Raw genomic sequence first — 26,687 nt, forward strand, 5'->3', positions numbered from 1 at the left:
CGACAACCAGCTGCACCGCTTCGGCCCTGAATTCGTCGGTTATGTTCCGTCTGCTCATTTCTCACCTCGGTTGGAGATTATCCCCTTTAGAGGTGTCCAGAGTCATTGGACCACTACAGGTGCCGCCCCGCACAGGGGCAACGCTAATAGACCACTAACAACACAAGGAAAGGCCAACGCCCATAACAGCACAACCACCGCCGCCCAGGCAAAAAAACCACTACATCAACCCACAAACCACAGCAGCAACAACCGACCCACCCACCAACACCACCCCCACCAACCGACGCTTATTCAGCTCAGTCCACAGCAACACACCAGTCAACGAAAGCAGAATCATCCCGCCGGCGATCGTATCGATCAACAACACCCACCCGACGCTCAATCCCACGCCGCGGTGCAGATTATTCATCGTGGTAAGAAACGAGTTGTGCGTGCGCTTCACCGCGACAAAGCCATTGCCCACCCAGTACTCAGCCTGCACATTCTGCGTCGGCCCAAAAATGCCGACCTGCCAGAATTCCGGCTGCATCGTGCTGCGATCGCCCCAGGCCACCGGATGCGCCGGCTCGCGTTTCGCCTTGCCCGGCTTGCCGTCGATCTTCAGTTCGCTCTTGAGCCACTTCGCCATGTCCATCGGCGAGTGCAGCGGCTTTTGCGGCACGGAAATCTGCATCTCCTCGACCTGCGGCTCACCCGACGACACCTTCAGCGGCCCGGCCCGATGATTCAACAGGAAACCCGTCGCGCCGAACATTAGCCCGAGCACCGCGCCCCACAAGCCGACCCAGCCATGCACCTTGCGCAGCCACTTGATGAAATTCGCGCGCCGCGAACGCTGGCGCCGCGCCGCCTGCTCGGCGTCGTCCATCAGATGACGACCGCGCTCTGGAGCGTGAGCGCTGTATTGCGTGCCACCCGCGGCAGGTTTCAGGTCGATCGATTCAGGCGCGTTCACATCCAGGCTCCAGGCGCAGCAGGTTAATCATCGCCGGCGCGCGGCGACAACGCGCACGCTCACAGCAGCAGTGAATGAGGTATCGAAAGGAGGGGCCAGACGACCCGGCTTGCGGTCCGGGCCGTCCGGTTGAGAGGCTGGCTGGCCGTCACAGAGGAGGAGAAATGTGACGAACGCTGGCGATGCCTTTCAATTGAGAATCGCTATCATTACACGATAATGGTATTTGCTCAATCGCAGCGCGCGACATCCGCTTGACATCCAGACGGCGCAAACGGACTCTAGCGGGCGATCCCGTCAATGTTGCGGTTCTGGATACCTGCCTGCCATGCGTCTTTTCTCCTGGGTCTGTCTTGCCTCGTTGGGCTGGCTTGCCGGCGTCCACGCCGCGAACGCGAACAGCGCGGCGAAACTGGACGATCCCTATACGAACGAAGGCGAAACCCAGACCTTCACCGTCAACGCCGACGGCTCCTACGCGAAGCTCGATTCAATGACGCTGCGCGTCAACAACGAAGCAGGCGTCGCGCGGGCGGCGCAGCAATACGTCTGGTTCAACCGCAACATGGCGGACGTGCAGATCCTCGAGGCCTACACGACCACCGCGGACGGCGTACGCCATGACGTGCAGCCCGAGCAGATCCGCGACGTGCAGGAAGCGCGCTCGTTCGACGCACCGATGTTCCAGGACATCCAGGAAAAGGTGATCGTGTTCCCTGCCGTCGAACCCGGCGCGCGCGTGCATCTCACCTACCGCAAAACGCAAAAGCAGCCGATCGTGCCGGGAGAATTCAGCGACTTCACGGCGCCCGAACTCGCGCCGACGCGCAACTTCCGTCTGATCTACGATCTGCCCGCCAACAAGCCGCTCTATGCGGACGCGCGCGGCTTCACGGCGCTCGAACCGGTGACGCGCGAGGGCCGCACGCGCTACGAATACCGCTATGACAAGGCGCATTTCAGCCGCCTCGAACGCGGCTCGATTGCATACGTGTCATACGGCGACCGGCTGATGGTGTCCACCTTCCCCGACTACGCCACGTTCGCCGCAAGCTATCGGGCGTCCGCCGCGGATCCGGGCGCGCGCGACGCCGCTGTCACGCTGCTCGCGCGGAACCTCACGGCGCATGACCGCACACCGCGCGACAAGGCCAAGACGCTGTACGACTGGGTGCGCCGCAGTATCCGCTACGTGGCGATCAACGTCGGACGCGGCGCCGTGGTGCCGCACAGCGCGAGCGCGGTCCTCGTCAACCGCTATGGCGACTGCAAGGATCACGTGGCGCTCTACGGCGCGCTGCTCGACGCGGTCGGCATCCGCAACGAGCCGGCCTTGATCAGCAGCGGCACGATCTACACGCTGCCGAGCGTGCCGGGCTATGGCGTCATCAATCACGTCATCACATGGCTGCCGGACTTGCAGCTCTACGCCGACTCCACGGCGTCGAATGTGGAATTCGGCTTTCTGCCCTCGTCCGATATGAACCGGCCGACCGTGCTCGTCGGCCAGGGCGTGCTCGCGCGAACACCCGCCACCGCGCTCGTGACGCGCAGCACGGACCTGTCGATCAAGGTCCAGCCGGATGGCTCCGCGAGCTTCACGTATCGGCTGGAAGCGTCCGGCGCCTCCGTTGAGCAGACGCGCGCCCTGCTACGCCGGCAGACTCACGCGCAACGCGAGGAGTCGATCCAGTCCGAGTTGCGCAGCGCCAATCTGCGCGGCACCGCGACGCTCGCCACCAGCGACCTGACGGTCGCCGACGGCCCGCTGACCATCACGATGAAGGGCACGCTGGAGAATCTCGTGGTGCCGGGCGCGGCAGCGGCCATTCCGGCGCTGACGAGCCTCGCCGGCGGCTTCGCGGCGGACGCGCGTTACTGGCTCGGCGAACGCGAGCGCACGCAGCCGTTCGTCTGCCACAACCTCGTGTTGCATGAACGGGCGCGCGTCGAATTGCCGGCCAATTTTCGCGTGCTCGACATGCCGGAGGCGCAGCGAACGCGAAACCGCTTCGTCGATTTCGAGTCGCAGTACACGCTCGATCCGCACAGCAACGCGGTGACGATGACGCGCGAGGGCGCCACCCATTTCGACAGCGACGTCTGCACGCCCGACGACTTCGCGCAGATGCGCCCCGCGATCGAAGCGATCGGGCGCGACGTGCGCGCCGAAGTGATCGTCAAGTCGACGCTGATGGAATCGTCGAATGTGGCATCGCAGGCGCCTTGAAGCGCTGAACACATTGAGCCGCGCGGGCGCGCGAACACCGACCGCTCAAACCGGCCACAACGGGCCTTCCTGCATCGCGCCGAGCTGCTCGCGCAGTTCGAGGATGCGCTCTTCCCAATAGCGCTGCGTGTTGAACCACGGGAACGCGGCGGGAAACGCCGGGTCGTCCCAGCGACGCGCGAGCCACGCCTGGTAGTGAATCAAACGCAGCGTGCGCAACGCTTCGACGAGATGAAGTTCGCGCGGCTCGAAATCGCAGAAGTCTTCGTAACCGGCAAGCAGATCCGTCAATGCACGCGACGCCTCGGCGCGCTCACCCGGCAGCAGCAGCCACAAATCCTGCACGGCCGGACCCATGCGGCTGTCGTCGAAGTCGACGAAATGCGGCCCCGCGTCGGTCCACAACACATTGCTCGGATGGCAATCGCCGTGCATGCGGATCATGCGAATCTCGCCCGCGCGCTCGAACGCTCGCTCGACGCCTTCGAGCGCGAGGTTCACCACGGTTTCCCATGCCGTGCGCACATCGTCGGGCACGAAGCGGTGCGACAGCAGGAAGTCGCGCGGCTCATAGCCGAACGTGTGGATGTCGAGCGTGGGACGCTCGATGTAGTTCTGCGTCTGCCCAACGGCATGAATGCGGCCGATGAAACGCCCCAGCCATTCGAGCGTGTCACGCCGGTCCAGATCGGGCGCGCGGCCGCCGCGCCGCTCGAAGATCGAGAAGCGAAAACCGTCGAAGTCATGCAGGGTACGGCCTTCGAAAACACGCGCGGGCACCGCCGGAATTTCGCGCGCGGCGAGATCGGCGACGAACGCGTGTTCTTCGAGAATGGCGGCGTCGCTCCAACGCGCCGGCCGATAGAACTTCGCGACCACGGGCGGACCGTCTTCGACGCCGACCTGGTAGACGCGGTTCTCGTAGCTGTTGAGCGGGAGCATGCGGCCGTCGGTACGCACACCGACGCTGGCGAGCACGCTGTCGAGCGCGTCGAGCACGATTTCCGGCCTGAGCCGGGCGAAAGGGACGGCGCTATCGGCGTCGTCCCGCGAATCGGGAGTGTCGTTGTTCATGGGCGCATTGTGCGCCGTGCCGTCGTCAAAGACGAGGGTCACGGCTCACCACGCCGCTCGTCGCGCGTCTTACAACTGACAGACAAGTCGAACGCAAACTGCTTTCAATGCATCTGCGCGCTCGACGGACGCACGAGTTCGCCGGTATCGATCAGGTCTTCGAGGAAAAAGGGTTCAGTGTTCAGTTGCGGCGAAGCGCCGGGCTCGCCGGCATACCACGCCACCATGGCCATGTCGCCGAGAATGCGCATGACGATCCCGCGCGCGCCTTGCGGCACGGCGATATGCACCGATCGGACAATGGAACCGATTTGCATGATGTTTCCCCGTTCTCCCATAGCCGGCTTTATGGTTTCCTCGCCGGTCAAGGTGATGATAAAAGCGCCGCTTCGCCGATGACGTTGCGAACGCCCCCAATCTGCTGCGCGTCAACCGCGTGAGAATTTCGAATCATTGTTCCCGTTTTGCGGGGCCGTGGATAGCGCGAACAAAAGCGACTTCACCCGTCGTTTCGCGTCATCCCCATCACGGTGCGCCGAGCCGATGATGCCGAGCGCGTCGTAACGAGACCATCATAAACCCTGCGAGGGCGAGATATCAAAAACAGGCAGCGGTCCGACAGTCCGCCCATCATGGCCGGCGCGCCACCTCAGCGCTTTTTTCAGCGTATCGTTAACGCCTTTCAATGCGTTGCACCCGCCAACGGAGATTCCTTGGTCGCGCCGCCGGAGTGTCATCGGCCTATCGCTTCGGCTCTTCCTTTTTCCGCCTCTTTCATGTTCCCCGCCGTGCCCGACGCCCACCCCATTCCCTATCTCGAACGCGGCACGCGTGCCTATTGGCGTGCCAGCATCGCGCTGCTGTTTGCGGGCTATGCCACGTTCTCGCTGTTGTACTGCGTGCAGCCGTTGCTGCCGTCGTTTTCAGCGGCGTTCAATGTGACGCCGGCCGAAAGCAGTTTGTCCCTGTCGCTGACCACGGCGGCGCTCGCGCTTGCCGTGTTCATCGCCGGTTTCGTTTCGGAAGGCTGGAGCCGCCACCATCTGATGACGCTATCGCTGATGGCGTCCGCGCTGCTGACGATCGGCGTCTCGATCGCGCCGCAGTGGCATCAACTGCTCGTGTTGCGCACGCTCGAAGGACTCGCGCTCGGCGGCGTGCCCGCCGTCGCGATGGCGTATCTCGCCGAAGAAGTACACCCCGAAGGGCTCGGCCTGGCGATGGGCCTCTATGTCGGCGGCACCGCGATCGGCGGCATGGCCGGGCGTGTGATTACCGGTGTTGTCGCGGATCTGTTTTCGTGGCGGGTCGCGATCGGCACGATCGGCGTGCTCGGCATTCTGTCGACGCTCGCGTTTCGCGCGCTGCTGCCGCCGTCGCATCATTTCGTGCCGCGGCGCGGGCTGGGTTTCAACCATCACCGCACCGCGCTGCTCAAACAGTTCACGCGACCCGGCCTGCCCTTGCTGTTTCTGCTCGGCTTCGTGCTGATGGGCAGTTTCGTCACGCTGTACAACTACATCGGCTACCGGCTGCTGGCGCCGCCTTATCGATTGAGTCAGGCGGAGATCGGCGCGATCTTCATCGTGTATCTGGCGGGCGTGATCGCCTCGCCGTTGTCGGGGCGCATGGCCGATACGTTCGGCCGCGCTCGCGTGCTGATCGGCAGCCTGGCGCTGATGGCGCTCGGTCTCGCGCTCACGCTGCTGCATCCGCTGACGGCGATCGCGCTCGGCATCGCGTGCGTGACCTTTGGCTTTTTCGCGGGACATTCAGTGGCAAGCGGGTGGGTCGGCCGGCTCGCGAGAGAAGCCAAGGGCCAGGCCGCCGCGCTGTATCTGCTCGCGTATTACCTCGGTTCGAGCCTCGTTGGTTCGTATGGCGGTCACATATGGGCCGGTTACGGATGGAACGGCGTCGCGGGACTAGTGGGCGTGCTGCTCGTCATCGGCCTCGCGGCGGCCTTGAGATTGCGTGATTTGCGCGCACGCGAACGCACAGCCGCTTGATCGAGTCGATTCGCCGCGCATCGGATCGCCATCGAAAGTAAGGCCCGCGTAAGCATGCGCTTCGCCGTTTTGGCGCTGTTTGTTGCGGCGCGCCAATTGCGGCGCGCCTTGGCAGCGCGGGCTCAGCGGCTTGCGAATAAGCAAGGCCGCAGCTCGATGCGTCGTTACGTTGGCTGGAGCGTCACCTATACTCGTATCGGACGTTGGCAGCGCACGACTCCACCAAACAGAGCCGCTGCTTGCGCCGGTAATACATAAGGAGACGACTATGACGACCTACTTCACGATCGGCGATTTCATCCTGGTGATTCCGATGGCGTTGGCCGGGGCGCTGTTTGTCGGCGCGCTTCCGTGCAAGACGGAATTCCGGCACAACGTGCTGCGGGTCCTGGGGGCGCTCCTCGGTGTGGTGTTCGCGGTCGTGCTGGTCGAAGGCTTACCCGCGCTGGTATAGCGAAAAAAAGCCGCCTCCCGGGCGACTTTCTCTATCTCCACGGCATATCCGCGGCGTGAAACTCGCGCGGATCAGATCGCCTGATCCGTCGACGGTTTTTCCCACAGGTTGATGCCGCCTTCGGTCGCGTAGCGATCGATCTCCGCCAGTTCTTCCTTCGAGAACGCGAGGTTCTTCAACGCGCCGACGTTCTCGCGCACCTGCTCCGCACGGCTCGCGCCGATCAGCACCGACGTGACGCGCGAATCGCGCAGCGCCCAGGCGAGCGCCATCTGCGCAAGACTTTGCCCGCGACGCGCGGCGATGTCATTGAGCTTGCGCACGTGCTCGATGTTTTGCGCGCTCAAATGCTCCTGCTTCAACGAACCGCCGCCCGGCTTGTTCACGCGCGCGTCTTCCGGCACGCCGTTCAGGTACTTGCCGGTCAGCAGGCCCTGAGCGAGCGGCGTGAAGGCGATGGCGCCCGCGCCGACCTTCTCCAGCGTATCGAGCAGTTCATGTTCGATCCAGCGATTGAGCATGTTGTACGCGGGCTGATGAATCAGCAGCGGCACCTTGTATTCGGCGAGCAGCTTCGTCATTTCGAGCGTCTTGGTCGCCGAGTACGACGAGATGCCGATGTAGAGCGCCTTGCCCTGCTGCACCGCGCTCGCCAGCGCACCGGCGGTTTCCTCGAGCGGCGTGTCGGCGTCGAAACGATGCGAATAGAAAATGTCGACGTAATCGAGGCCCATGCGTTGCAAGCTCTGATCGAGGCTCGCGAGCACATACTTGCGCGAGCCGCCGCCCTGCCCGTATGGGCCCGGCCACATATCCCAACCCGCCTTCGACGAAATCAGCAGTTCGTCGCGATACGGTTTGAAATCGTCCTTGAAGAGCCGGCCGAAATTGGTTTCCGCGCTGCCGTACGGCGGGCCGTAGTTGTTGGCGAGATCGAAGTGAGTGATGCCCAGATCGAAGGCCGTGCGCAGAATGTCGCGCTGCGTGGAGATCGGCGTGGTATCGCCGAAGTTGTGCCACAAGCCGAGCGACAGCGCCGGCAGTTTGAGACCCGACTTGCCGCAGACGCGGTACTGCATGTCCGAATAGCGTTCTGAAGCTGCTTCGTAAGCCATTGCTAGAGTCCTTGATGTTGAGGCCGCCCGATTATGTCGGGCGTGTGGAATCGCATGGTGCGGGAGGCGTGCTGTCTTTATGTTTATGTAATGTTCGTGCGACTGCGTGCGGCAAGATCGTTATGGTAGCCAATCGACGCAATGCGTGCAGACGCCCAGCATGCGGGATGGACGATTGCTGGCGGGTCCCCTACACTTTCGCCGATCAAGGCTGATGGGAGAAGTGCATGGCGAAGGCGATTTCAATCGCGCTGATTGTCGGCGGTATCGTGCTGCTGTATTTCGGCGGGCAGGCGTTCAATTCGGTTAGCAGCGACGTGTCGCGCGTGTTTACCGGCTCGCCGACCAACAAGGCGATCATGCTGATCGTGGGCGGTGTCATCGCCACTATCGCGGGACTGACCGGGATGGCGTTGTCCGGACGCAAGCGGTAAGCGTAAGCGATAAGGCGCAAGCGGTAAGCGGCTTGCCGCGCGGGCGGCGCGTTGCATCCGCGCGCCTGGGACGCACGCGAACGAGCGCCGCCGCCGCTCGCGTCAGAAACTTAAAAAGCGATCTCGGGCTTCGCGGCCGAGCGCGTACCGGGCAACGGCACGTTGCTCGCGCCGTGATAGGTGTACACGAGAGAAAACTTCACCTGATCGCTGAGGTTCTTGCCGGCCGAATGCAGTGTGTTGCAATGAAAGAACACCACGTCCCCAGCCTTGAGCTCAGGCGAGACCGCGTTGCGAATCCATGCCTGATTCTCTTCCAGATCGGAACGGAAAAACTTGGCTTCGTCGAACCGGTCGGACGTGAACGCCGCACTGTGCGACTTCGGCACCAGCCACAGTGCGCCGTTGTCCACCGTCTCCGAACCGATGGCGAGCCACACCGACACCAGGTCGTCCCGTTCGAACGACCAGTAACGCACGTCGCGATGCCAGCCGGTCAAACTGCCGTACTCGGGATGCTTGGTCATCATGCAGTTGTGATGCGCCCGCGACAGGCGGGGTTCCTCGCCGAAATACAGCTCCATCCAGCCGCGAATTTCCGGCGCGGTGGCCCATTGCGCGAAGCTCGGATGACGCCCATACGCATCCAGCAGCCGCCGGACCGTATGACCGCCTGCCGCATGCCTCGACGTCGGCGCGCCCGGGTACTGCAGATCCGCCTCGAACTCGATCGGCGCCGCGGCTTCCTCTAACTGCCGCTGGGCAATCTGCTTGAGTTCACTGCAACGCTCCGGCGACACCAGTCCGGGCACGACGACAAAGCCCTGCTCCCGCAACGTGTGAATCTGCTCTTTCTTCGAGTGAAGTGACATGGTGCTCCGCGACTGTCGACTAGCTGATGCTCGATTGTAAAACGGGCGCGATCAGGCTGCGTGCTGTTCGCCTTGCGAAAGGTCATGAGATACGCATTACCCCGGTTCCCAACGACGAACCGTCTAGCACGCTCGATGGGCAAACACGCACGATCGTCGATCATGGAGGGCACGGCCGAGGGGCGCGCGCGGCAATCGGGCGCCCCGTGAAAACCCTGACTCGCAGGGTAAAAACGGACTTTCTGACGTCACGAATCGCGTGTAGCCTGCACGCATGTTGATCGCCATTCCCGCACTTTCACGGCGCGCACAGGCCGTCCACGCCGATTCCGCCGTCCCTCGTGCCCTTTCAAATCGAATTCCGGGCTTTCACGCCGTCCCTCGCGACCACGCCATTGGCACATTTGGTGCTGCGGTTGGCACACATTCCGTCGCGTGACACGTTGCCCACTTCTGAAGCCATGCATACTCTTCTGAGCACCCGTCTTACTCGCGCCGCGTTGAAAGCGGCGCGTCCGGCGCGCCGCCACGTCGTGCGTGCGCTGCGTCACCACGCCACGCGCACTCGCGCATTGGGCGAACAATGGCGCGAGGCCAAAGCGGTCGACGGCATTCGCACCTGGTTCCATACCTTCTTTTCGGCACTGCGTCTGCAAGGCGGTTCGCGCCGTTTTTCGCTGCGCACGCTGCTGCGCAAACCGACGCCGCTGCGCCTCGCCGCTACGCGCCGTGCGGCGCCGGTCACCGTGCCGCAGAGCACGAGCCGCCGGCCGCGCCGCATGTCGACGAGCGGCAGCACCGGCTGGTTTGCGTTTGCATTCGCGAGCCGTTGAGTTTAGTGCGCTGGGTTTGGTACGCTGGGTTTGGTGCGCTGGGTTTGGTGCCTTGAGTTCGGCGCGTTGAGCTTGGCGCGCTGGAGCCCGCCGCTGTGAGCCGGCGCCTCGCGGATCATTGAGCGCGCCGAACGTCGCAATCCTTGGCCTCGCGTGACGCCGTGCGCGTCCATTTGCGACAGCGCGTGCCCGCCGCCGCTGTGGCGTCGACCGTCGGCGCGCCGCGTCCACGCGGATCGCACAGATAGAAAAAACCCGTCGGCTCACGCCGACGGGGTTTTTTACAAAAGCAACCGGCGAACGACTTGCCGGCTTATTCCGCCAACGCCACAACCGGTTCCGTGCCGGCCGCTTCGGCGAGCGCCAGCGCCTTGTCCGTGGCTTCCCATGTGAATTCCGGCTCTTCGCGGCCGAAGTGGCCGTAGGCCGCGCTCTTCTCGTAGATCGGGCGCAGCAGATCCAGCATCTGGATGATGCCCTTCGGGCGCAGATCGAAATGCTCCTGCACGAGCTTCGTGATCGTGGAATCCGACACGCGGCCCGTGCCGAAGGTATTCACCATCACCGAAGTCGGCTGGGCAACGCCGATCGCGTACGACACCTGGATGAGGCAGCGCGAAGCGAGGCCGGCGGCCACGATGTTCTTCGCGACATAACGGCCGGCGTAAGCAGCCGAACGGTCGACCTTGGACGGATCCTTGCCCGAGAACGCGCCGCCGCCGTGCGGCGCCGCGCCGCCATAGGTATCGACGATGATCTTGCGACCCGTCAAACCGCAATCGCCCTGCGGACCGCCGATCACGAACCGGCCAGTCGGGTTCACCAGGAACTTGATGTCGCCCTTGATGAGGTCGGCCGGCAACGTGGGCTTGATGACTTCCTCGATCACCGCTTCGCGCAGCACGGCCAGATCGATGTCCGGCGAATGCTGCGTGGACAGCACGACGGTGTCGATCGAATGCGGCTTGCCGTCGACATAACGCACGGTGACTTGCGACTTCGCGTCCGGACGCAACCAGGGCAGGCGGCCGTCGCGGCGCAGATTCGCCTGACGCTCCACCAGACGATGCGACAGGTAAATCGGCAACGGCATCAGTTCGGGCGTTTCCTCGCAGGCGTAACCGAACATCAGGCCCTGGTCGCCGGCGCCTTGATCGAGGTTGTTGTCGTGCGCGCGGTCTACGCCCTGGGCGATGTCCGGCGACTGCTTGTCGTACGCGACGAGCACCGCGCAGCCGCGATAGTCGATGCCATAGTCGGTGTTGTCGTAGCCGATGCGCTTGATCGTGTTGCGCGCGACCTGGATGTAATCGACGTTCGCGGTGGTGGTGATTTCACCGGCCAGCACGACGAGACCCGTGTTGCACAGCGTTTCCGCTGCAACACGCGAGTATTTGTCCTGCGTCAGGATGGCGTCGAGAATGGCGTCCGAAATCTGGTCCGCGACTTTGTCGGGATGGCCCTCGGAGACCGATTCGGAGGTGAAGAGATAGTCGTTTGCCACGTTGCAGACTCCTGTTGTGTGGTTACGGTTGAGTTTCACGTAGCCAGCTTCGGGAGCCTTGAAGCGGCGACGCTTTAGCGGATTACCTTACCGATGGGCGCATATCACGTCATTTCACGTGGATCGCACCCGCCGGCTTCGCCCCGCAAGTTGTCTATTAACTCGGCGAAGCCCTTATTATAGCGACTTCCCTTGATTGTCACAGAGTGTCCACGAGTGCGGTATTACGTCAATTCTTCCGCTTTCCTTGAACCCGTCACGCAGAACGCCTCATCCACGTCTTCCCTGGAGGTCGCATGCTGAGCCGCTATGGCGCGAGGCTCGCGATCGGGTTGTTGAAACTGTTCGCGCTGCTGCCCTATGGTTTCATCGCCCGCCTGGGCGACGGGCTCGGCTGGCTGCTCTACCAGGTTCCGAGCAACCGCAAGCGCATCGTCCATATCAATCTGAAGCTGTGCTTCCCCGAATGGAGCGACGCGCGCCGTGAAGAGATCGCGCAACAGCATTTCCGTCATGCGATCCGCAGCTATGTCGAGCGCAGCGTGCAGTGGTTCGGCTCGGCGAAGAAGCTCGAAAAGCTGATCGAACTCGACAGCGCAATCGATCTCACCGACCCGAACCTGCCGCCCACGCTGTTTCTCGGCTTTCACTTCGTCGGTATCGAGGCGGGCTCGATCTTCCTCAACTACTCGCTCAAGCGCCACTGCGGCTCGCTGTATCAGCCGATGTCGAACCCCGAACTGGAGCAGGTCGCCAAGGCGGCGCGCGCGCGCTTCGGCGCGGATATGGCGAGCCGCGCCGACAGCGCGCGCGTCGTGTTGCGCTGGCTGCGCGAACGCAAGCCGGTCATGCTCGGCGCGGACATGGACTACGGCGCGCGCAATTCCACCTTCGTGCCGTTCTTCGGCGTGCCGACCTGCACGCTGACCGCGGTGGGCCGTCTCGCGAAGGTCGGGCATGCGCAAGTGGTGCCGTTCATCGGCGAGGTGCTGCCGAACTACAAGGGTTACCGGCTGCGGGTGTTCGAGCCATGGGAACACTACCCGAGCGGCGACGACGACGCGGATGCGCGACGCATGAACGCCTTCCTCGAAACGCAGATTCCGCTGATTCCCGAGCAGTATTACTGGGTGCACAAGCGCTTCAAGACGCGCCCGCCGGGCCAGCCGAGCGTGTATTGAGCGGTTTTCGACGCGGCTTGCGCCAAGGTTTTCAAAGCGGTCTTCGAAAAACGTGCCCGAGCGCACAGACAACCGCCGCGGGTGAGCCGGTGGAAAAAATGCGGCGTTCGGCTCAGCCGCGGGCGCGTCACTTACAATAGCGAGATGAAACTGAAATTCACCAAAATGCACGGCGCGGGCAACGACTTCGTCGTGCTCGACGGCTACCGCCAACCGGTCAACCTCACGCCGGCGCAGGTGCGCGCGCTCGCGGACCGGCATTTCGGCGTCGGCGCCGATCAGTTGCTGCTGGTCGAAAAGCCCACCGTGGACGGTGTCGATTTCAGATATCGCATCTTCAATTGCGACGGCGGCGAGGTCGAGCATTGCGGCAACGGCGCGCGCTGCTTCGTCAAGTTCGTTCGCGACAGCGGCCTGACCGATCAGCGCAGCGTGCGCGTGCAAGTGCAGAACGGCATCATCACGCTGACCATGCAGGAAAACGGCGAAGTGCTGGTCGACATGGGCACGCCGGTGTTCGATCCCGAGCGCGTGCCGTTCGCGACCAAGGGTCTCGAAGGCCGCCGCGAAGGCGCCGATACGCTCTGGCCGCTCGACGTGAACGGCGAGACCCGCTGGATCTCCGTCGTGTCGATGGGCAATCCGCACGCCGTGCAAGTAGTGGACGACGTCGAGGAATTTCCGGTGCTGATCGAAGGCCCGGTGATCGAGCGGCATGCCCGCTTCCCGCAGCGGGTGAACGCGGGCTTCATGCAGATCGTCGGCCGCGGCGAAATCAGGCTGCGTGTTTACGAACGCGGCGCCGGTGAAACGCTGGCGTGCGGCACGGGCGCGTGCGCGGCGGTCGCCGCGGGCATCCGCCGCGGACTGCTGGACACGCCGGTGCTCGTGCACACGCACGGCGGTAAATTGACGATCTCGTGGGACAGTACGCAGGACGGCCAGCCGCTCCTGATGGCCGGCCCGGCGGTGACCGTCTTCGAAGGCGAGATCGAGTTGGCCGATTGAGTTGCGACTGAATTGCCCGACCGGGTTCTCCGATGAACCTGCCGGTCGAGCGGCCGATTAAACCCATTGACCGATGCGCCCCTCACCGCGTCGGCCCGTAGTCCTCTAGCTGAAACCATGAACGATCGCGAAGTCGCCGAATACCTGCTCGCCAACCCCGAATTCTTCGCCGAACACGCGGAGATGCTCGCGACGATCCGGCTTGCGAACCCGCACGGCAAAGCCGCGGTGTCGCTGCAGGAGCGGCAGATGGAAATGCTGCGCGACAAGAACAAGCATCTGGAACGGCGCCTCGCCGAACTGCTGCGTTATGGTCACGAGAACGACAGTATCGCGTCGAAATTCAATCGCTGGACCATCCGCGTAATCTCTGAGCGCGATCCGTATGCGCTGCCGCGCACGATCGCCACCGGCTTGCGCGATATTTTCGACGTGCCGCAAGCCGCGCTGCGCGTGTGGGACGTGGCCGAGCCTTATGCGCAAGCCGACTTCGCGCGCCATGTCGGCGAGGAAGTGCGGCTCTTCGCGAACAGCCTCGCCACGCCGTATTGCGGCGCGAACACCGGCTTTGAGGCGGCGCAATGGCTGTTGCCGGCGGCGGTCGTGAGCGAGGAAGCGTCGGCGGCGGGCAGCACCGCCGAATCCGCGCACGTCACCGAATCGATCGCATTGCTCGCGTTGCGCGACCCGGAAGGCAAGGAAGAAGCGCCCGCCTTCGGCCTGCTGGTGATGGGTTCGGCCGACCCGCGCAGGTTCCACGAGGGGATGGCCACCGATTTCCTCACGCAGATCGGCGCGCTGGCGAGCGCGGCGCTGAGCCGTCTGCTGCCGCGCTGAGCACATCGCGCCGCTATAAAAACATCGTGACCGAAGCCGACCCGATCGCCGCCTATCTGTCGAATCTCGAACACGAGCGCCGGCTGTCGGCGCATACGCTGCGCAGCTACATCCACGAACTCGAGGAACTCCGGCTGCTGGCCAAGGGGCGGCCGCTCGCCAGCCTCACCGCCGTCGACATTCGCGGCGCCGTGTCGCGTGCGCATGCGGGCGGACTGACGGCGCGCTCGATCAGCCATCGGCTCTCGGCGTGGCGCGCGTTTTACCGCTGGTTCGCCGGCCGCGTCGATCTGCCGGCCAACCCGGTCGCCACCGTGCGCGCGCCGAAACAGCCAAAGGCGCTGCCCAAGGCGCTTTCCGTCGACGACGCCACGCGCCTGATGGAAAGCCCGCCCGCCGCGTCGCTCGAAGGTTTGTGCGATCACGCCATGCTCGAACTGTTCTACTCGTCGGGCCTGCGTCTCTCGGAGCTGGTGGGCCTCGACGCCCGTTTCGCCGATGCCGACGGCTACCGCTCCGCCGGCTGGCTCAAGCTGGAGTCCGCCGAAGTCGAAGTGCTCGGCAAGGGCAACCGGCGCCGCGTCGTGCCGGTCGGCAGCAAGGCGATCGAGGCCTTGAACGCGTGGCTCGCGGTGCGCGAGCAGATGATCAAGCACGATCCGCATCCGCTGTTTCTGTCGGCGCGCGGCAATCGTCTGTCGCCGAACGTGGTGCGGGACCGCGTGAAGCGCGCGGCGCTGGTCGCCGGGATTCCCGCCAACGTGCATCCGCACGTGTTGCGCCATTCGTTCGCCACGCACGTGCTGCAATCGAGCGGCGACCTGCGCGCGGTGCAGGAACTGCTCGGCCACGCCAGCATCACCGCCACTCAGGTCTACACCGCGCTCGATTTCCAGCATCTCGCGCAGGTCTACGATCAGGCGCACCCGCGCGCCAAAAAACGCGACTGACTCCGCCTTCTTTTTGCGGTTTGCAGTTTCCGCCTTGCTTCACCGGCCGCATGCTTCTACCCCACGGCCCATTGCCCTGCTGACACCCCGATGAATACCGTTACGCTCAAACCGTCGAAAGAAAAATCGCTGCTGCGCCGCCACCCGTGGGTCTACGCCAACGCGATCGACCGGGTCGACGGCAATCCCGCTCCCGGCGCCACCGTGCTGGTGCGCGCGCACGACGGCCGCTTTCTCGCGCGCGCAGCGTACAGCCCGCATTCGCAAATCCGCGCTCGCGTGTGGAGCTTCGACGAAACCGAGCCGATCGATCACGCGTTCTTCAAGCGCCGCGTGCAGCGCGCGCTCGCGCATCGTCAAACGATGGTGCATGACACCGGCGCGGTGCGGCTGATTTTCGGCGAGGCGGACGGACTGCCCGGCCTGATCGTCGATCACTACGTCGCAGAGGATGAAGGACAGCGCAGCCAGCTGGTCTGCCAGTTCATGGCGGCGGGCGTCGAAGCGTGGAAACAGGCGATCGTGGCGGCGCTGGTCGAAGCGACTGGCTGCCCGAACGTGTACGAGCGCTCGGACGTGTCGATTCGCCAGAAGGAAGGACTCGAACAGATCACCGGCGTGCTCGCGGGCGAAGCGCCGTCGGAGACGTTGATCGCCAGCGAAAACGGCGTGCGTTATCACGTCGACGTGCGCAACGGCCACAAGACCGGCTTCTACGTCGACCAGCGTGACAACCGCCTGCTGGTCCAGCAACTCGCTCAGGATCGCGACGTCCTCAATTGCTTCTGTTACACGGGCGGTTTCTCGCTGGCGGCCCTGAAAGGCGGCGCCAAACGCGTGGTGTCGATCGATTCGTCGGGCGAGGCCTTGGCGCTCGCGCAGCAGAACGTGGCGGCCAACGGCTTCGATGCCGAACGCGCCACGTGGCTCGACGCCGACGCCTTCAAGACACTGCGGCGCCTGTACGACGAGGGCGAGCGCTTCGACCTGATCGTGCTCGATCCGCCGAAATTCGCGCCGTCGCGTGAACATGTGGACCGCGCGTCGCGCGCTTACAAGGACATCAATCTGACTGGCCTGAAGCTGCTGCGCCCGGGCGGGCTGCTCTTCACCTACTCGTGCTCCGGCGCGATCGACTCCGAGTTGTTCCAGAAGATCGTCGCGAGCGCGGCGGCCGACGCGCGCGTGGATGCGCGGATTCTCAAGCGCCTCGGCGCCGGGGTGGATCATCCGCTGCTCACCGCTTTCCCGGAAGGCGAATACCTGAAAGGCCTATTGTTGCAAATCGCGTGATCGCCCATAGTTTCGGGTCTATTTGCCGCGCCATGCCGCGCACATGGCGTGCGCGCCGTGCCGGCTCGAACCCCGCCGGCCAGCGCCGGCTTGACAGATATGTTTCAATAACCGGCTAGACAGGGCCGCGCGCCGCCAGGCCGCCGCGCCCGCGATGCTTTCCATTACGGACCGTTTCACGTACATACAGGCGACCAACATGATTCCAGTCACCATCCTGACCGGCTTTCTCGGCAGCGGCAAAACCACCCTGCTCAAGCGCATCCTGAACGAAAAGCACGGCATGAAGATCGCCGTGATAGAAAACGAGTTCGGCGAAGAGAACATCGACAACGAAATCCTCGTGCAGGACACGGGCGAACAGATCATTCAGATGAGCAACGGCTGCATCTGCTGCACGATCCGCGGCGATCTTTCGCGCGTGCTCGGCGATCTGGCGGCGCAGAAACAGTCCGGCAAGCTGGACTTCGACCGCGTCGTGATCGAGACCACCGGGCTCGCCAATCCGGGCCCGGTCGCGCAGACCTTCTTCATGGACGACCAGATCGCCAACGAATTCCTGCTCGACGCGATCATCACGCTGGTCGATGCGAAGCACGCGAACCAACAACTGGACGAGCATGAAGTGGTGCAGCGCCAGGTCGGTTTCGCCGATCGCCTGTTCATCACCAAGGCCGACCTGGTCGACGAACAGCACGTGGCCGATCTGCGCCACCGCCTGCTGCACATGAACCCGAAGGCGGCGATCAAGGTCGTCAATTTCGGCGATGCCGACATCAAGGAAATCTTCGACCTGCGCGGCTTCAACCTGAATTCGAAGCTCGAGATCGATCCGGACTTCCTCGTCGAAGACGACCATGCGCACAGCCACGCTCACGCGCACGACGAGCATGGCCATACGCACGCGGACCACGATCACGAAAACTGCGATCACGACCACGGCCATTGCGATCACGAAGGCCACGCTCACACGAACCACCACCACGCGCATCACGACGACAAGATCAAGTCGTTCGTGTACCGCAACGACCGTCCGTTCGATCCGAACAAGCTCGAGGACTTCCTCGGCGGGATTCTGCAAATCTACGGCGAGCGCCTGCTGCGCTACAAGGGCGTGCTGTATATGAAAGGCGTCGATCGCAAGGTCGTGTTCCAGGGCGTGCATCAAATGATGGGCAGCGATCTGGCCGCGAAGTGGCAACCGGTCGAGAAGAAGACCAACAAGATGGTGTTCATCGGCATCGAACTGCCGCAAGACCTGATCACGGACGGATTGGACGCTTGCCTAGCGTAAGCGCATGCCCATGCGCATGAGCATGAGCGACATCGCCGCAGGCCGGCCAGCCGGCGGCGTCCGCCATGCGTGGCGCTCGAATCGCACCTATGCGCAATGGGAAAATCAGGGCCAATCCTCTGCCGAATCCGGCTGAACGGCGCCGAAAGGCGGGCGAAAAGTCGTATGTATGAAAAACGCGTGAAAACCCTGCTGTATTAAACGTGCACGAGCATCGCTTTTTGGTGCTGCGCGCGTTATATTTTCGGGATATCACGGCAGCGCAGGGGGATTTTCACCAGTTGCTGTGCCGGATTGTGGTTCAGTTACAATACGTGCCCACTGGAGAATGACAACGAATTGCCCGGTCAGCGCGTTCACCGTGCCGGGCCTGAAGCGGCGCTGGAAAACCTTATCCGGAAACGCGCCGATGATGCCGGCAGGCACAGCCTGAAAGGCGTGCTGACGGCAAGCAATGCCTCAGGAGCATTTGAGAACCGGTTTCCAGAGGAGTTCGGCCCCGCATTGGCGTAGCGACGCCCGGTGTGTGGGCGCGGAGGCGCTTGGGCGTCACGACAGTTCAGCGTCGGTGCGAGCCCCGCGTTCAGCGTCCACAAGCGCCTTTGCGGGCAATACGAAAGTGCGGGCACTATGTAAGAGTTTTGCCTCACATTGAAGAAGTAAGCCAGATGACGACGAAACGACTCTTGACCGAAGCCGAAATCCTGAAGATGAGCGACAAGGATTACATGAACGAGGATCAGCTCGCTTTCTTCAAGAACAAGCTCGAACAGCTGCAGGCGGAAATTCTCCGCAATGCCGGCCAAACAACCGAGAACCTGCGCGAAACCGTAATCGTGCCGGACCCGGCCGACCGCGCAACGATCGAGGAAGAGCATGCGCTCGAACTGCGCACGCGCGACCGCGAGCGCAAGCTGCTGAAGAAGGTGCAGCAATCGCTCGCGCGCATCGATTCCGGCGATTACGGCTGGTGCGAGGAAACCGGTGAGCCGATCGGCATCCCGCGTCTGCTCGCCCGCCCCACTGCCACCCTGTCGCTCGAAGCGCAGGAACGCCGCGAACTGCGCCAGAAGCTGTTCGGCGACTGAACGCCTGCGGCGCGGCTTTGGCTCCGCGCCCTGTTACGCTGCTTCGTCGAGAGGCGCACGGTGGTCCGTGCGCCTTTTTTCTTTTGCGCGACACCCGTCGGTTCCCGCCGACCATCCCGCTCCACGCCTGCTGCCGGCGCTTTAGCGCCTCGCCCGCCCGGCCCGCGAAGACTGCCTACTCCGCAAGCGCACTTCCGCCGAAACACGGTTTTTTGTCTTATGCCATTTGCCGGCTCTTGATATGACCGCGTACGCCCTAAAATAAATCGAACATGCGTTGTACGAGCGCGCGCACCGGCCGGTCCGGTTTCAGCGTCGCGCGCCGTCCGCTTGCCGGATTCATGCGGTGGCTGCGCTGCCGCGTCCTACCCGTTTTGCAAAGAGGAACGCATATGGAGCAATTTCACGGCACGACGATCGTCTCCGTGCGCCGCGGCGACCAGGTCGCGCTCGGCGGCGACGGCCAGGTCACGCTGGGCAACATCGTCATGAAGGGCGGGGCGAAGAAGGTCCGGCGCATCTACAACGGCAAGGTGCTGGTCGGCTTCGCCGGCGGCACGGCCGACGCCTTCTCGCTGCTCGACCGCTTCGAAGCGAAGCTCGAAAAACACCAGGGCAATCTCACGCGCGCCGCCGTCGAACTCGCCAAGGACTGGCGTACCGACCGCATGCTGCGCCGTCTCGAAGCCATGCTGATCGCGGCGGACGCGACCACCACCCTCGTCATCACCGGTAACGGCGACGTGCTCGATCCGGAAGGCGGCATCTGCGCGATCGGTTCGGGCGGCGCCTACGCGCAGGCCGCGGCGAAAGCGCTCACCGACAACACGGCGTTGTCGCCCCGCGAAATCGTGGAGAAGTCGCTGGAGATCGCCGGCGACATGTGCATCTACACGAACCACAACCGCGTTATCGAGACGATCGAGTAAGGACCCACGATGAGCACCATGACCCCTGCCGAGATCGTCTCGGAACTCGACAAACACATCATCGGCCAAGGCCGCGCGAAAAAAGCGGTGGCCGTGGCGCTGCGCAACCGCTGGCGGCGTCAGCAGGTGGAAGAACCGCTGCGCCAGGAAATCACGCCGAAGAACATCCTGATGATCGGCCCGACCGGTGTCGGCAAGACTGAAATCGCGCGGCGCCTGGCGAAACTGGCTGACGCGCCGTTCATCAAGATCGAGGCCACCAAGTTCACCGAGGTTGGCTACGTGGGCCGCGACGTCGACAGCATCGTGCGCGATCTGATGGAAATTTCGGTCAAGCAAACGCGCGAAACCGAAATGCGCAAGGTGCGGACCAAGGCGGAGGATCAGGCCGAGGACCGCATCCTCGATATTCTGCTGCCGAGCGCGCGCCCGGTCGGTTTTGGCGCGAGTTCGAGCGCCGTGGACACCGCCGATGAAGGCGGCACCACGCGTCAGACATTCCGCAAGCGTCTGCGCGAAGGCCTGCTCGACGACAAGGAAATCGAACTGGACGTCGAACAGCCGCAAGTCGGCATGGACATCATGGGGCCGCCGGGCATGGAAGACATGACCGAGCAGATCCGCTCGATGTTCGCGAACATCGGCGGCGGCAAGAAAACGCGCCGCAAGATGAAGGTGAAGGAAGCGCTCAAAGTCCTCACCGACGAAGAAGCCGGCAAGATGCTCAACGACGAGGAAGTGAAAACCCGGGCGGTGCAGAACGTCGAGCAGAACGGCATCGTGTTCCTCGACGAAATCGACAAGATCGCGTCGCGCAATGAAGCCGGCGGCGGCGAGGTGTCGCGTCAGGGCGTGCAGCGCGATCTGCTGCCGCTCGTCGAGGGCACGACGATCAACACCAAGTACGGCATGGTGAAGACCGATCACATCCTGTTCATCGCGAGCGGCGCGTTCCACCTAGCCAAGCCGAGTGATCTGATTCCCGAACTGCAGGGCCGTTTTCCGATTCGCGTCGAACTGGATTCGCTGTCGGTGAAGGATTTCGAATCGATCCTGGTGTCCACGGATGCGAGCCTCGTCAAGCAATACCAGGCGCTGCTCGCCACTGAAGACGTGCACCTCGAATTCGCCGACGACGGCATTCGCCGTCTTGCCGAAATCGCGTACTCGGTGAACGAGAAGACCGAGAACATCGGCGCGCGCCGGCTGTACACGGTGATCGAAAAGCTGCTCGAGGAAGTCTCGTTCGCGGCCGGCAATCATTCGGGCAAGACGGTGCAGATCGACGCCGCCTATGTGGATCGCGCGTTGAACGAAGTGGCCGAAGACGAAGATCTGTCGCGTTACGTGCTGTGATGCCGCTGCTGATGCCAATACGAGCTGCGCGCATTGCCTGAAGCAGATCAAGCGTCACGATAAAAAACGGGCTGCCTTTGCCAAGGCAGCCCGTTTTGTTTTCCGCCGCGACGCAAGCGGAGGAATCGGCTCGCGCTTACTGCTTGACCGGCCGCTTCGCCAGCTTGCGCTGCAGCGTCCGGCGGTGCATGTTCAACGCACGCGCAGTAGCCGAAATGTTGCCGCCATGCTCGGCGAGCACGCGCTGAATATGCTCCCACTCAAGACGCGCGACCGACAACGGCGTCGGATGCTCGATCGCCTCCTCGGCTTGCAGCGCGCTCGCCTCGCTTTGCAGCGCAGACAGGATCGTCTCGACGTTGGCCGGCTTGGCGAGGTAGTTGTCGGCGCCGTCTTTCACGGCCTGCACCGCCGTCGCGATACTGGCATAGCCGGTCAGCACCAGCATGCGCGCGTCGGGCTGCAAGTCGCGCAAGGGCGCGACGAGCGTGAGGCCGGAGTCGTTGCCGAGGTGCAGGTCCACCGTGATCTGGCTGAACTTCTGCTGATTCGCCAGCTTGATCGCCTCCTCGGCGTTATGCGCCTCGCTCACCGTATAACCACGCCGGGTGAGACCGCGGGCGAGGATGCCGGAGAACACCTCATCGTCGTCGATCACCAGAAAATTCTTGTCACTCATGCCTGTTTCTCCGTGTTGGATGGTGCGGCGCCCTGGCGGCCCGCGCCTGCTAATTTGCGCCCCGCGAGCGGCAGTCTCAGGACTGCGCGCGTGCCGCGCGGCTTGATCGGACTGACATCGGTCAGTTCGATCGATCCGCCGAGACGCGCGGCCGCCGAAAACGCCAGATAGAGGCCCACGCCGTGTCCGCCTTGCGTGCTGTCGACCGGCATGGTGCCGAGCGACCCGCGCAGCGGCGCCGGAATGCCGGGGCCCGCGTCGCATACTTCGAATACGATCTGGTCGCCGCGAGCCGCAAGCGCGCAGGACAACGTCACGTGATCGCGACTCGCGCGCGCGGCGTTGTCGAGCAGAATCGTGAGAATCTGACTCACGGCAACCGTATCGTCAAGGCTGACGTCCGCGGGCGGCACGCCGAGCCGTTCGAACTTCACATGCGGATGCCGCAAGCGCCACTGCTCGCCGAACGACTCCAGCCACTCGCCGATCAGTTGACGGTTGGTGGTTGTCGATGCGCGGCTACGCAATCGGGCAAGCGCCGACGTGCACAGTGTCATCTGCTGTTCGAGCAATTCCAGATCGGCGCTGTACGGCGCGAGTCCTTTGTCGGTGCGCGCCGCGTCGCGCAATTCCTCGGACAGCATCGCAATGGTGGACAGCGGCGTGCCGATTTCGTGCGCGACGGTGGCGGCCTGCACGCCGAGCGCGACCGCGCGTTCATCGTGAAGCAAGCGCTGCTGCGCTTCTCCGAGCGCTGCGTCACGTAGCCGCAGAGCCCGCGACATACGCGCGACGAACCACGCGATCAGCCCGACGCTGACCATGAAGTTCACCCACATGCCGGCCCGATAGTAGTCGAACAGATTCGCGGGGTTGTCGAGATTCAGCGGCACGGAGTCGAAACCGAGTACCGCGTAGCAGGCCACGGCGAACGCCGCGAGCCACGCCATCAGATGCCACGGCAACACGGCGGCGGCAATCGCAAGCGACGGCAGATACAGCGAAACGAATGGATTGGTGGTGCCGCCGGAGAGAAACAGCAGCGCGGACAATGCGCCGAGATCGACCCAGATCTGGCCGAACAGCTCCATATTGGACTCGGGCCGCTGCTGCGAGACGCGCCACCATGTGAGTGCGTTGAAGATCACTTCGAGGGCAATCACGAGCAGCATGGCAGGCAACGGCAAGTGCACGCCGACGAACATCTGCACGACCGCGATCGTCACCAGTTGCCCGATGATGGCGAGGCTGCGCAGCCAGAACAGATGACCGAGATTGACCCGGCCGGTGTTGGTTATACGATGCATGACTCTTTAGCTCACCTGTTCGGACCGGTACGACTTATGCAGCCACCTCGCGCGGGTAAGATGGCATTTTTTGCGAACGCCTCGCACGGACCGATCGGTCATCATCGGTTCTTCCACCGCACAATCCACTCATGCAGCCCACCTCTGATAGCGAGACGCACGCCCTCTCAGCGTTCCTGACCTTCCTGCTGCGCGCCGCCGCGGCCAGGAAAAACGGCGCGGCCGAAGAGGAGGCTCGATGGCTCAATGCCGCGGCCGAAATCCATCCGCTCGACGACGCCTCGCTCGATTCGCTCGCCGCCGCGCTGCGTGAGCGCAACCGGCACGCCGACGCGATCCAACTCGCCGCCATTATTGCCCAACTCGATCCCCAAAGCGCCATTCCGCACTTCCGCCTCGGCTACACACTGCAGATGACAAATCGGCACGCCGACGCAATCGCGCCCTATCGCCGCGCGCTCGCAATCGATCCGCAGCTACCGCGCCTGCGCGGCAATCTCGCCGCCGCATTGATGCTTACCGGCGGCGACCTGAGCGAGCAACTGGCGCTGCTCGCGAGCACCGTCCGCGACGATCCCGACGATGCGGACGGCTGGACCAATCTCGCGAACGTATACCGCATGAGCATGAACGTGCCGCTCGCGATCGAAGCCGGCGCGAGAGCCGTGCAATGCTCGCCGGGCAGCCCGCTGGCGCACAACAACTATGCGCTGGCGCTGCGTGAGGCACAACGCTGGGACGAGGCGGCGCAAGCGGGAGAAGCGGCTTGCGCGCTGGCGCCCGACGACGCGAAGATGCGCTCCAATCTCGCGATGCTGCAACTCGTGCGAGGCGATTACGCAGCCGGTTGGCTCTCGCACGAAGCGCGCTGGGACGGCGCCCAGGAACTGAGCGGCAACCGCCCCGTCATGCCGGCGCCCACCTGGCAAGGCGAACCGCTCGGCGGCAAAACGCTGCTGGTGTGGGGCGAACAGGGCATGGGCGATCTCTTGCAGTTCTGCCGCTACATGCCGATGCTGGCCGAGCGTGTTCATCGCGACGGCGGCCGTCTCGTCTGGAATTCGTTTCCGCAGATGGGCGCACTGCTCGCGCGCAGCCTCGGTCACCATGTCGACGCCTATTCGGCCGGCGGCGGTGTCGATTCGCTCCCGCCATTCGATTACGAAATACCGCTACTCAGCCTGCCGCTGATTTTCGACACGCGCGAAGACACGATTCCGCGCGCCACGCCGTATTTGCACGCGGACGCGGCAGCCCGCGCGTCGTGGCAAGAACGGCTCGCCGGAGAAACGAGGCTCAAGGTTGGACTCACGTGGACCGGCAGCCACGGCCATCAGCGCAATCCGTTCCGGCGCGTCGGTTGGGAACGTTATGCGGCCCATTTCAGCGGCATGCGGAACGTGTCCTTCTATTCGTTGCAACCGGGCGCGAACGCGGACGTTGCGGCCGCGCGAGCAGCCGGCCTGCCCATGACGGACTACACCGCCGAATTCAGAACCTTCGACGATACCGCCGCATTCGTCAGCGCGCTCGACCTCGTGATCACGGTGTGCACGTCGGCCGCGCATTTGAGCGGCGCGCTCGGCCAGCGCACCTGGGTGCTGCTCGACGTCAACCCGCATTGGGTCTGGTTACTCGATCGGCGCGACAGCCCGTGGTATCCGAGCGCGACGCTGTACCGGCAACCACGGTTCGGGCAATGGGAGCCGGTGCTGGAAACCGTCGCCCGTGACCTGAGCGCACTCGCGGCCCAGCATCGCGTGACATAGAGCGCCGCGTTTCGTCGAAGCTGCGCCGCTTGCGCCTGCTTCAGGACGAACCGGCGTCCGGTCGCTCCCGAGCCGCTCGTGCAATTTCCGCGGCAAGACATTCGGGACACAGGCAACGGCCGGCCGGATCGAGTCTGTCTGCCGGCAGCACCGGCATCTCGCGGCACCAGCACTCGGACGGCTGGGCATGCATGCCGCAATCAAAAGCGTTACCGCAGCGCGGGCAGCGCGCGCTGCCTTCGGAGCGGGAGGCGGACGGTTTCATGACGTGTCAGGTGGTCTCGCTTCAGCCTTGGTCAGGAAATGATGCCACGACTGGCGAAGCTCCGTCAGTCGTCCATTCGGCCAATTGCGGGGCGCGTCTCAACGACGGTACGCTCGATCGTCGGCTACAGGTTGCCGGCCGCCCCTGCGCGGTGTACAAAACCGGCGCGCTCAGGCGTCGCCGTCGCTGTCGAAAACCCTGTTGCAACGCGCCAGTCCTGTACAATTCGCCCTGTTTTAACCGTCCCGTGCCCGAGCCTGCCGCCATGTCCGAGCTTCCCGACCTTTCGCAGATTGCGCCCACCCTGAAGGCTGAAATCCTGGCCGAGGCGCTGCCCTACATTCGCCAATATCACGGTAAGACCGTGGTCATCAAATACGGCGGCAACGCCATGACCGAAGAGCGCCTGAAGCAAGGCTTCGCGCGCGACGTGATCCTGCTGAAGCTGGTCGGCATCAATCCGGTCATCGTGCACGGCGGCGGTCCGCAAATCGATCAGGCATTGAAGAAGATCGGCAAACAGGGCACGTTCATCCAGGGCATGCGCGTCACCGACGAAGAGACGATGGAAGTCGTCGAATGGGTGCTCGGCGGCGAGGTGCAGCAGGACATCGTCACGCTCATCAATCATTTCGGCGGTCATGCGGTCGGCCTCACCGGCAAGGACGGCGGCCTGATCCACGCGCGCAAGATGCAAATGCCGGATCGCGACAACCCCGGCCAATACGTCGACATCGGCCAGGTAGGCGAAGTCGAGGCAATCAATCCGGCCGTCGTGAAGGCGCTGCAAGACGACGCGTTCATTCCGGTCATCTCGCCGATCGGCTTCGGTGAAGACGGCCTGTCGTACAACATCAACGCGGACCTGGTCGCCGGCAAGCTGGCCGTGGTGCTGAACGCGGAAAAGCTGGTCATCATGACCAACATTCCGGGCGTGATGGACAAGGAAGGCAATCTGCTCACCGATCTTTCAGCGCGCGAAATCGACGCCCTGTTCGCCGACGGCACGATCTCCGGCGGCATGCTGCCGAAAATCTCGTCGGCGCTGGACGCGGCCAAGAGCGGCGTGCGTTCGGTGCACATCATCGACGGCCGGATCGAGCACTCGGTGCTGCTGGAAATCCTCACCGAACAGCCGTTCGGCACGATGATCCGCTCGCATTGATTCCTGCCTCAAACCCGGCACGCACGGCGCGCTCGCAAGACGCGCCATGTGTGCCGCGTCGTTTCACTGCTTCGTTGGCCGTT

Annotated in this window: 25 protein-coding genes; 16 read left to right on the forward strand and 9 right to left on the reverse strand. The window is 63.6% G+C overall.

Going from position 1 to position 26,687, the window contains the following annotated elements:
* Positions 1 to 220: 220 nt before the first annotated feature.
* Entirely contained in the window at positions 221 to 958 is a 738-nt protein-coding gene (locus ACTJLC_RS26070; RefSeq protein ID WP_440845640.1) for a PepSY-associated TM helix domain-containing protein, read from the reverse strand.
* Between the two features lie 328 nt (positions 959 to 1,286).
* Between ACTJLC_RS26070 and ACTJLC_RS26075 the strand changes: the two genes are divergently transcribed.
* Positions 1,287 to 3,188: a DUF3857 domain-containing transglutaminase family protein gene (locus tag ACTJLC_RS26075; protein ID WP_440845642.1), complete on the forward strand. Its 1,902-nt coding sequence runs from the start codon at positions 1,287 to 1,289 to the stop codon at positions 3,186 to 3,188.
* Positions 3,189 to 3,233: 45 nt separating this feature from the next.
* On the opposite strand, the gene ACTJLC_RS26080 is transcribed toward ACTJLC_RS26075, so the two are convergent.
* Positions 3,234 to 4,262: a serine/threonine protein kinase gene (locus ACTJLC_RS26080; protein WP_440845644.1), complete on the reverse strand. Its 1,029-nt coding sequence runs from the start codon at positions 4,260 to 4,262 to the stop codon at positions 3,234 to 3,236.
* A gap of 104 nt (positions 4,263 to 4,366) precedes the next feature.
* The gene (locus ACTJLC_RS26085) at positions 4,367 to 4,579 is read right to left on the reverse strand and encodes a hypothetical protein (protein ID WP_006050502.1); all 213 of its coding nucleotides are present in this window, start codon (positions 4,577 to 4,579) and stop codon (positions 4,367 to 4,369) included.
* A 396-nt stretch (positions 4,580 to 4,975) separates the two neighbouring features.
* Between ACTJLC_RS26085 and ACTJLC_RS26090 the strand changes: the two genes are divergently transcribed.
* The gene (locus tag ACTJLC_RS26090; RefSeq protein WP_440845646.1) at positions 4,976 to 6,271 is read left to right on the forward strand and encodes an MFS transporter; all 1,296 of its coding nucleotides are present in this window, start codon (positions 4,976 to 4,978) and stop codon (positions 6,269 to 6,271) included.
* 268 nt (positions 6,272 to 6,539) lie between these two features.
* A complete protein-coding gene (locus ACTJLC_RS26095) occupies positions 6,540 to 6,725 on the forward strand; it encodes a hypothetical protein (protein ID WP_073430315.1) in 186 nt (61 codons plus the stop codon).
* 71 nt (positions 6,726 to 6,796) lie between these two features.
* Here ACTJLC_RS26095 and mgrA read toward each other — a convergent pair whose 3' ends face one another.
* Positions 6,797 to 7,840, reverse strand: coding sequence for an L-glyceraldehyde 3-phosphate reductase (gene mgrA, locus ACTJLC_RS26100; protein ID WP_073430316.1), 1,044 nt, complete (start codon positions 7,838 to 7,840; stop codon positions 6,797 to 6,799).
* 227 nt (positions 7,841 to 8,067) lie between these two features.
* Between mgrA and ACTJLC_RS26105 the strand changes: the two genes are divergently transcribed.
* Positions 8,068 to 8,274, forward strand: a complete 207-nt coding sequence (locus ACTJLC_RS26105) for a DUF3185 family protein (protein WP_073430317.1) — start codon at positions 8,068 to 8,070, stop codon at positions 8,272 to 8,274.
* A 110-nt stretch (positions 8,275 to 8,384) separates the two neighbouring features.
* Here ACTJLC_RS26105 and ACTJLC_RS26110 read toward each other — a convergent pair whose 3' ends face one another.
* Positions 8,385 to 9,146 carry a phytanoyl-CoA dioxygenase family protein gene (locus ACTJLC_RS26110; RefSeq protein ID WP_083084955.1) on the reverse strand — a complete coding sequence of 254 codons (762 nt, stop codon included), beginning with the start codon at positions 9,144 to 9,146 and terminating at the stop codon, positions 8,385 to 8,387.
* Between the two features lie 461 nt (positions 9,147 to 9,607).
* Between ACTJLC_RS26110 and ACTJLC_RS26115 the strand changes: the two genes are divergently transcribed.
* A complete protein-coding gene (locus ACTJLC_RS26115; protein ID WP_440845649.1) occupies positions 9,608 to 9,979 on the forward strand; it encodes a hypothetical protein in 372 nt (123 codons plus the stop codon).
* A gap of 313 nt (positions 9,980 to 10,292) precedes the next feature.
* Here the strand turns inward: ACTJLC_RS26115 and metK are convergent, their stop codons facing one another.
* Positions 10,293 to 11,483, reverse strand: coding sequence for a methionine adenosyltransferase (gene metK / locus ACTJLC_RS26120; protein ID WP_440845651.1), 1,191 nt, complete (start codon positions 11,481 to 11,483; stop codon positions 10,293 to 10,295).
* 296 nt (positions 11,484 to 11,779) lie between these two features.
* Here metK and ACTJLC_RS26125 point away from each other — a divergent pair, with 296 nt between their 5' ends.
* From ACTJLC_RS26125 to hslU, 9 genes are all read left to right on the forward strand, one after another.
* Positions 11,780 to 12,664 (forward strand): lipid A biosynthesis lauroyl acyltransferase, encoded by an 885-nt coding sequence (locus ACTJLC_RS26125; RefSeq protein ID WP_073430320.1) that lies wholly within the window; start codon positions 11,780 to 11,782, stop codon positions 12,662 to 12,664.
* 144 nt (positions 12,665 to 12,808) lie between these two features.
* Positions 12,809 to 13,672 carry a diaminopimelate epimerase gene (dapF, locus tag ACTJLC_RS26130; RefSeq protein WP_440845653.1) on the forward strand — a complete coding sequence of 288 codons (864 nt, stop codon included), beginning with the start codon at positions 12,809 to 12,811 and terminating at the stop codon, positions 13,670 to 13,672.
* Positions 13,673 to 13,789: 117 nt separating this feature from the next.
* On the forward strand, positions 13,790 to 14,509 hold the full coding sequence (locus tag ACTJLC_RS26135; RefSeq protein WP_310134942.1) for a DUF484 family protein: 720 nt from the start codon (positions 13,790 to 13,792) through the stop codon (positions 14,507 to 14,509).
* A gap of 26 nt (positions 14,510 to 14,535) precedes the next feature.
* Positions 14,536 to 15,459 (forward strand): tyrosine recombinase XerC, encoded by a 924-nt coding sequence (xerC, locus tag ACTJLC_RS26140; protein WP_440845656.1) that lies wholly within the window; start codon positions 14,536 to 14,538, stop codon positions 15,457 to 15,459.
* Between the two features lie 90 nt (positions 15,460 to 15,549).
* Positions 15,550 to 16,752, forward strand: a complete 1,203-nt coding sequence (locus ACTJLC_RS26145) for a class I SAM-dependent rRNA methyltransferase (protein WP_440845658.1) — start codon at positions 15,550 to 15,552, stop codon at positions 16,750 to 16,752.
* Positions 16,753 to 16,951: 199 nt separating this feature from the next.
* Complete coding sequence (locus ACTJLC_RS26150) at positions 16,952 to 18,046, forward strand: CobW family GTP-binding protein (protein WP_083085066.1); 1,095 nt, start codon at positions 16,952 to 16,954, stop codon at positions 18,044 to 18,046.
* Positions 18,047 to 18,714: 668 nt separating this feature from the next.
* Positions 18,715 to 19,134, forward strand: a complete 420-nt coding sequence (dksA, locus tag ACTJLC_RS26155; RefSeq protein WP_006050516.1) for an RNA polymerase-binding protein DksA — start codon at positions 18,715 to 18,717, stop codon at positions 19,132 to 19,134.
* Between the two features lie 392 nt (positions 19,135 to 19,526).
* Positions 19,527 to 20,063, forward strand: coding sequence for an ATP-dependent protease subunit HslV (gene hslV, locus ACTJLC_RS26160; protein ID WP_083084965.1), 537 nt, complete (start codon positions 19,527 to 19,529; stop codon positions 20,061 to 20,063).
* A gap of 9 nt (positions 20,064 to 20,072) precedes the next feature.
* Complete coding sequence (gene hslU, locus ACTJLC_RS26165) at positions 20,073 to 21,419, forward strand: ATP-dependent protease ATPase subunit HslU (protein ID WP_083084967.1); 1,347 nt, start codon at positions 20,073 to 20,075, stop codon at positions 21,417 to 21,419.
* A 136-nt stretch (positions 21,420 to 21,555) separates the two neighbouring features.
* On the opposite strand, the gene ACTJLC_RS26170 is transcribed toward hslU, so the two are convergent.
* Together ACTJLC_RS26170 and ACTJLC_RS26175 are read right to left on the reverse strand one after the other, a co-directional pair.
* A complete protein-coding gene (locus ACTJLC_RS26170) occupies positions 21,556 to 22,098 on the reverse strand; it encodes a response regulator transcription factor (RefSeq protein ID WP_073430327.1) in 543 nt (180 codons plus the stop codon).
* Positions 22,095 to 23,405: an ATP-binding protein gene (locus tag ACTJLC_RS26175; RefSeq protein WP_083084969.1), complete on the reverse strand. Its 1,311-nt coding sequence runs from the start codon at positions 23,403 to 23,405 to the stop codon at positions 22,095 to 22,097. The genes ACTJLC_RS26170 and ACTJLC_RS26175 overlap by 4 nt, the downstream gene beginning before the upstream one ends.
* A 131-nt stretch (positions 23,406 to 23,536) precedes the next feature.
* Here ACTJLC_RS26175 and ACTJLC_RS26180 point away from each other — a divergent pair, with 131 nt between their 5' ends.
* The gene (locus ACTJLC_RS26180) at positions 23,537 to 25,174 is read left to right on the forward strand and encodes a tetratricopeptide repeat protein (protein ID WP_440845662.1); all 1,638 of its coding nucleotides are present in this window, start codon (positions 23,537 to 23,539) and stop codon (positions 25,172 to 25,174) included.
* A gap of 40 nt (positions 25,175 to 25,214) precedes the next feature.
* Here ACTJLC_RS26180 and ACTJLC_RS26185 read toward each other — a convergent pair whose 3' ends face one another.
* Positions 25,215 to 25,439, reverse strand: coding sequence for a cysteine-rich CWC family protein (locus tag ACTJLC_RS26185; RefSeq protein WP_310123246.1), 225 nt, complete (start codon positions 25,437 to 25,439; stop codon positions 25,215 to 25,217).
* A 265-nt stretch (positions 25,440 to 25,704) separates the two neighbouring features.
* On the opposite strand from ACTJLC_RS26185, the gene argB reads away from it, so the two are divergent.
* Positions 25,705 to 26,604, forward strand: a complete 900-nt coding sequence (argB, locus tag ACTJLC_RS26190; protein ID WP_073430331.1) for an acetylglutamate kinase — start codon at positions 25,705 to 25,707, stop codon at positions 26,602 to 26,604.
* Positions 26,605 to 26,687: the final 83 nt, after the last annotated feature.

The organism is Paraburkholderia sp. 22099 (genome assembly GCF_052045835.1).
Classification (GTDB): domain Bacteria; phylum Pseudomonadota; class Gammaproteobacteria; order Burkholderiales; family Burkholderiaceae; genus Paraburkholderia; species Paraburkholderia terricola.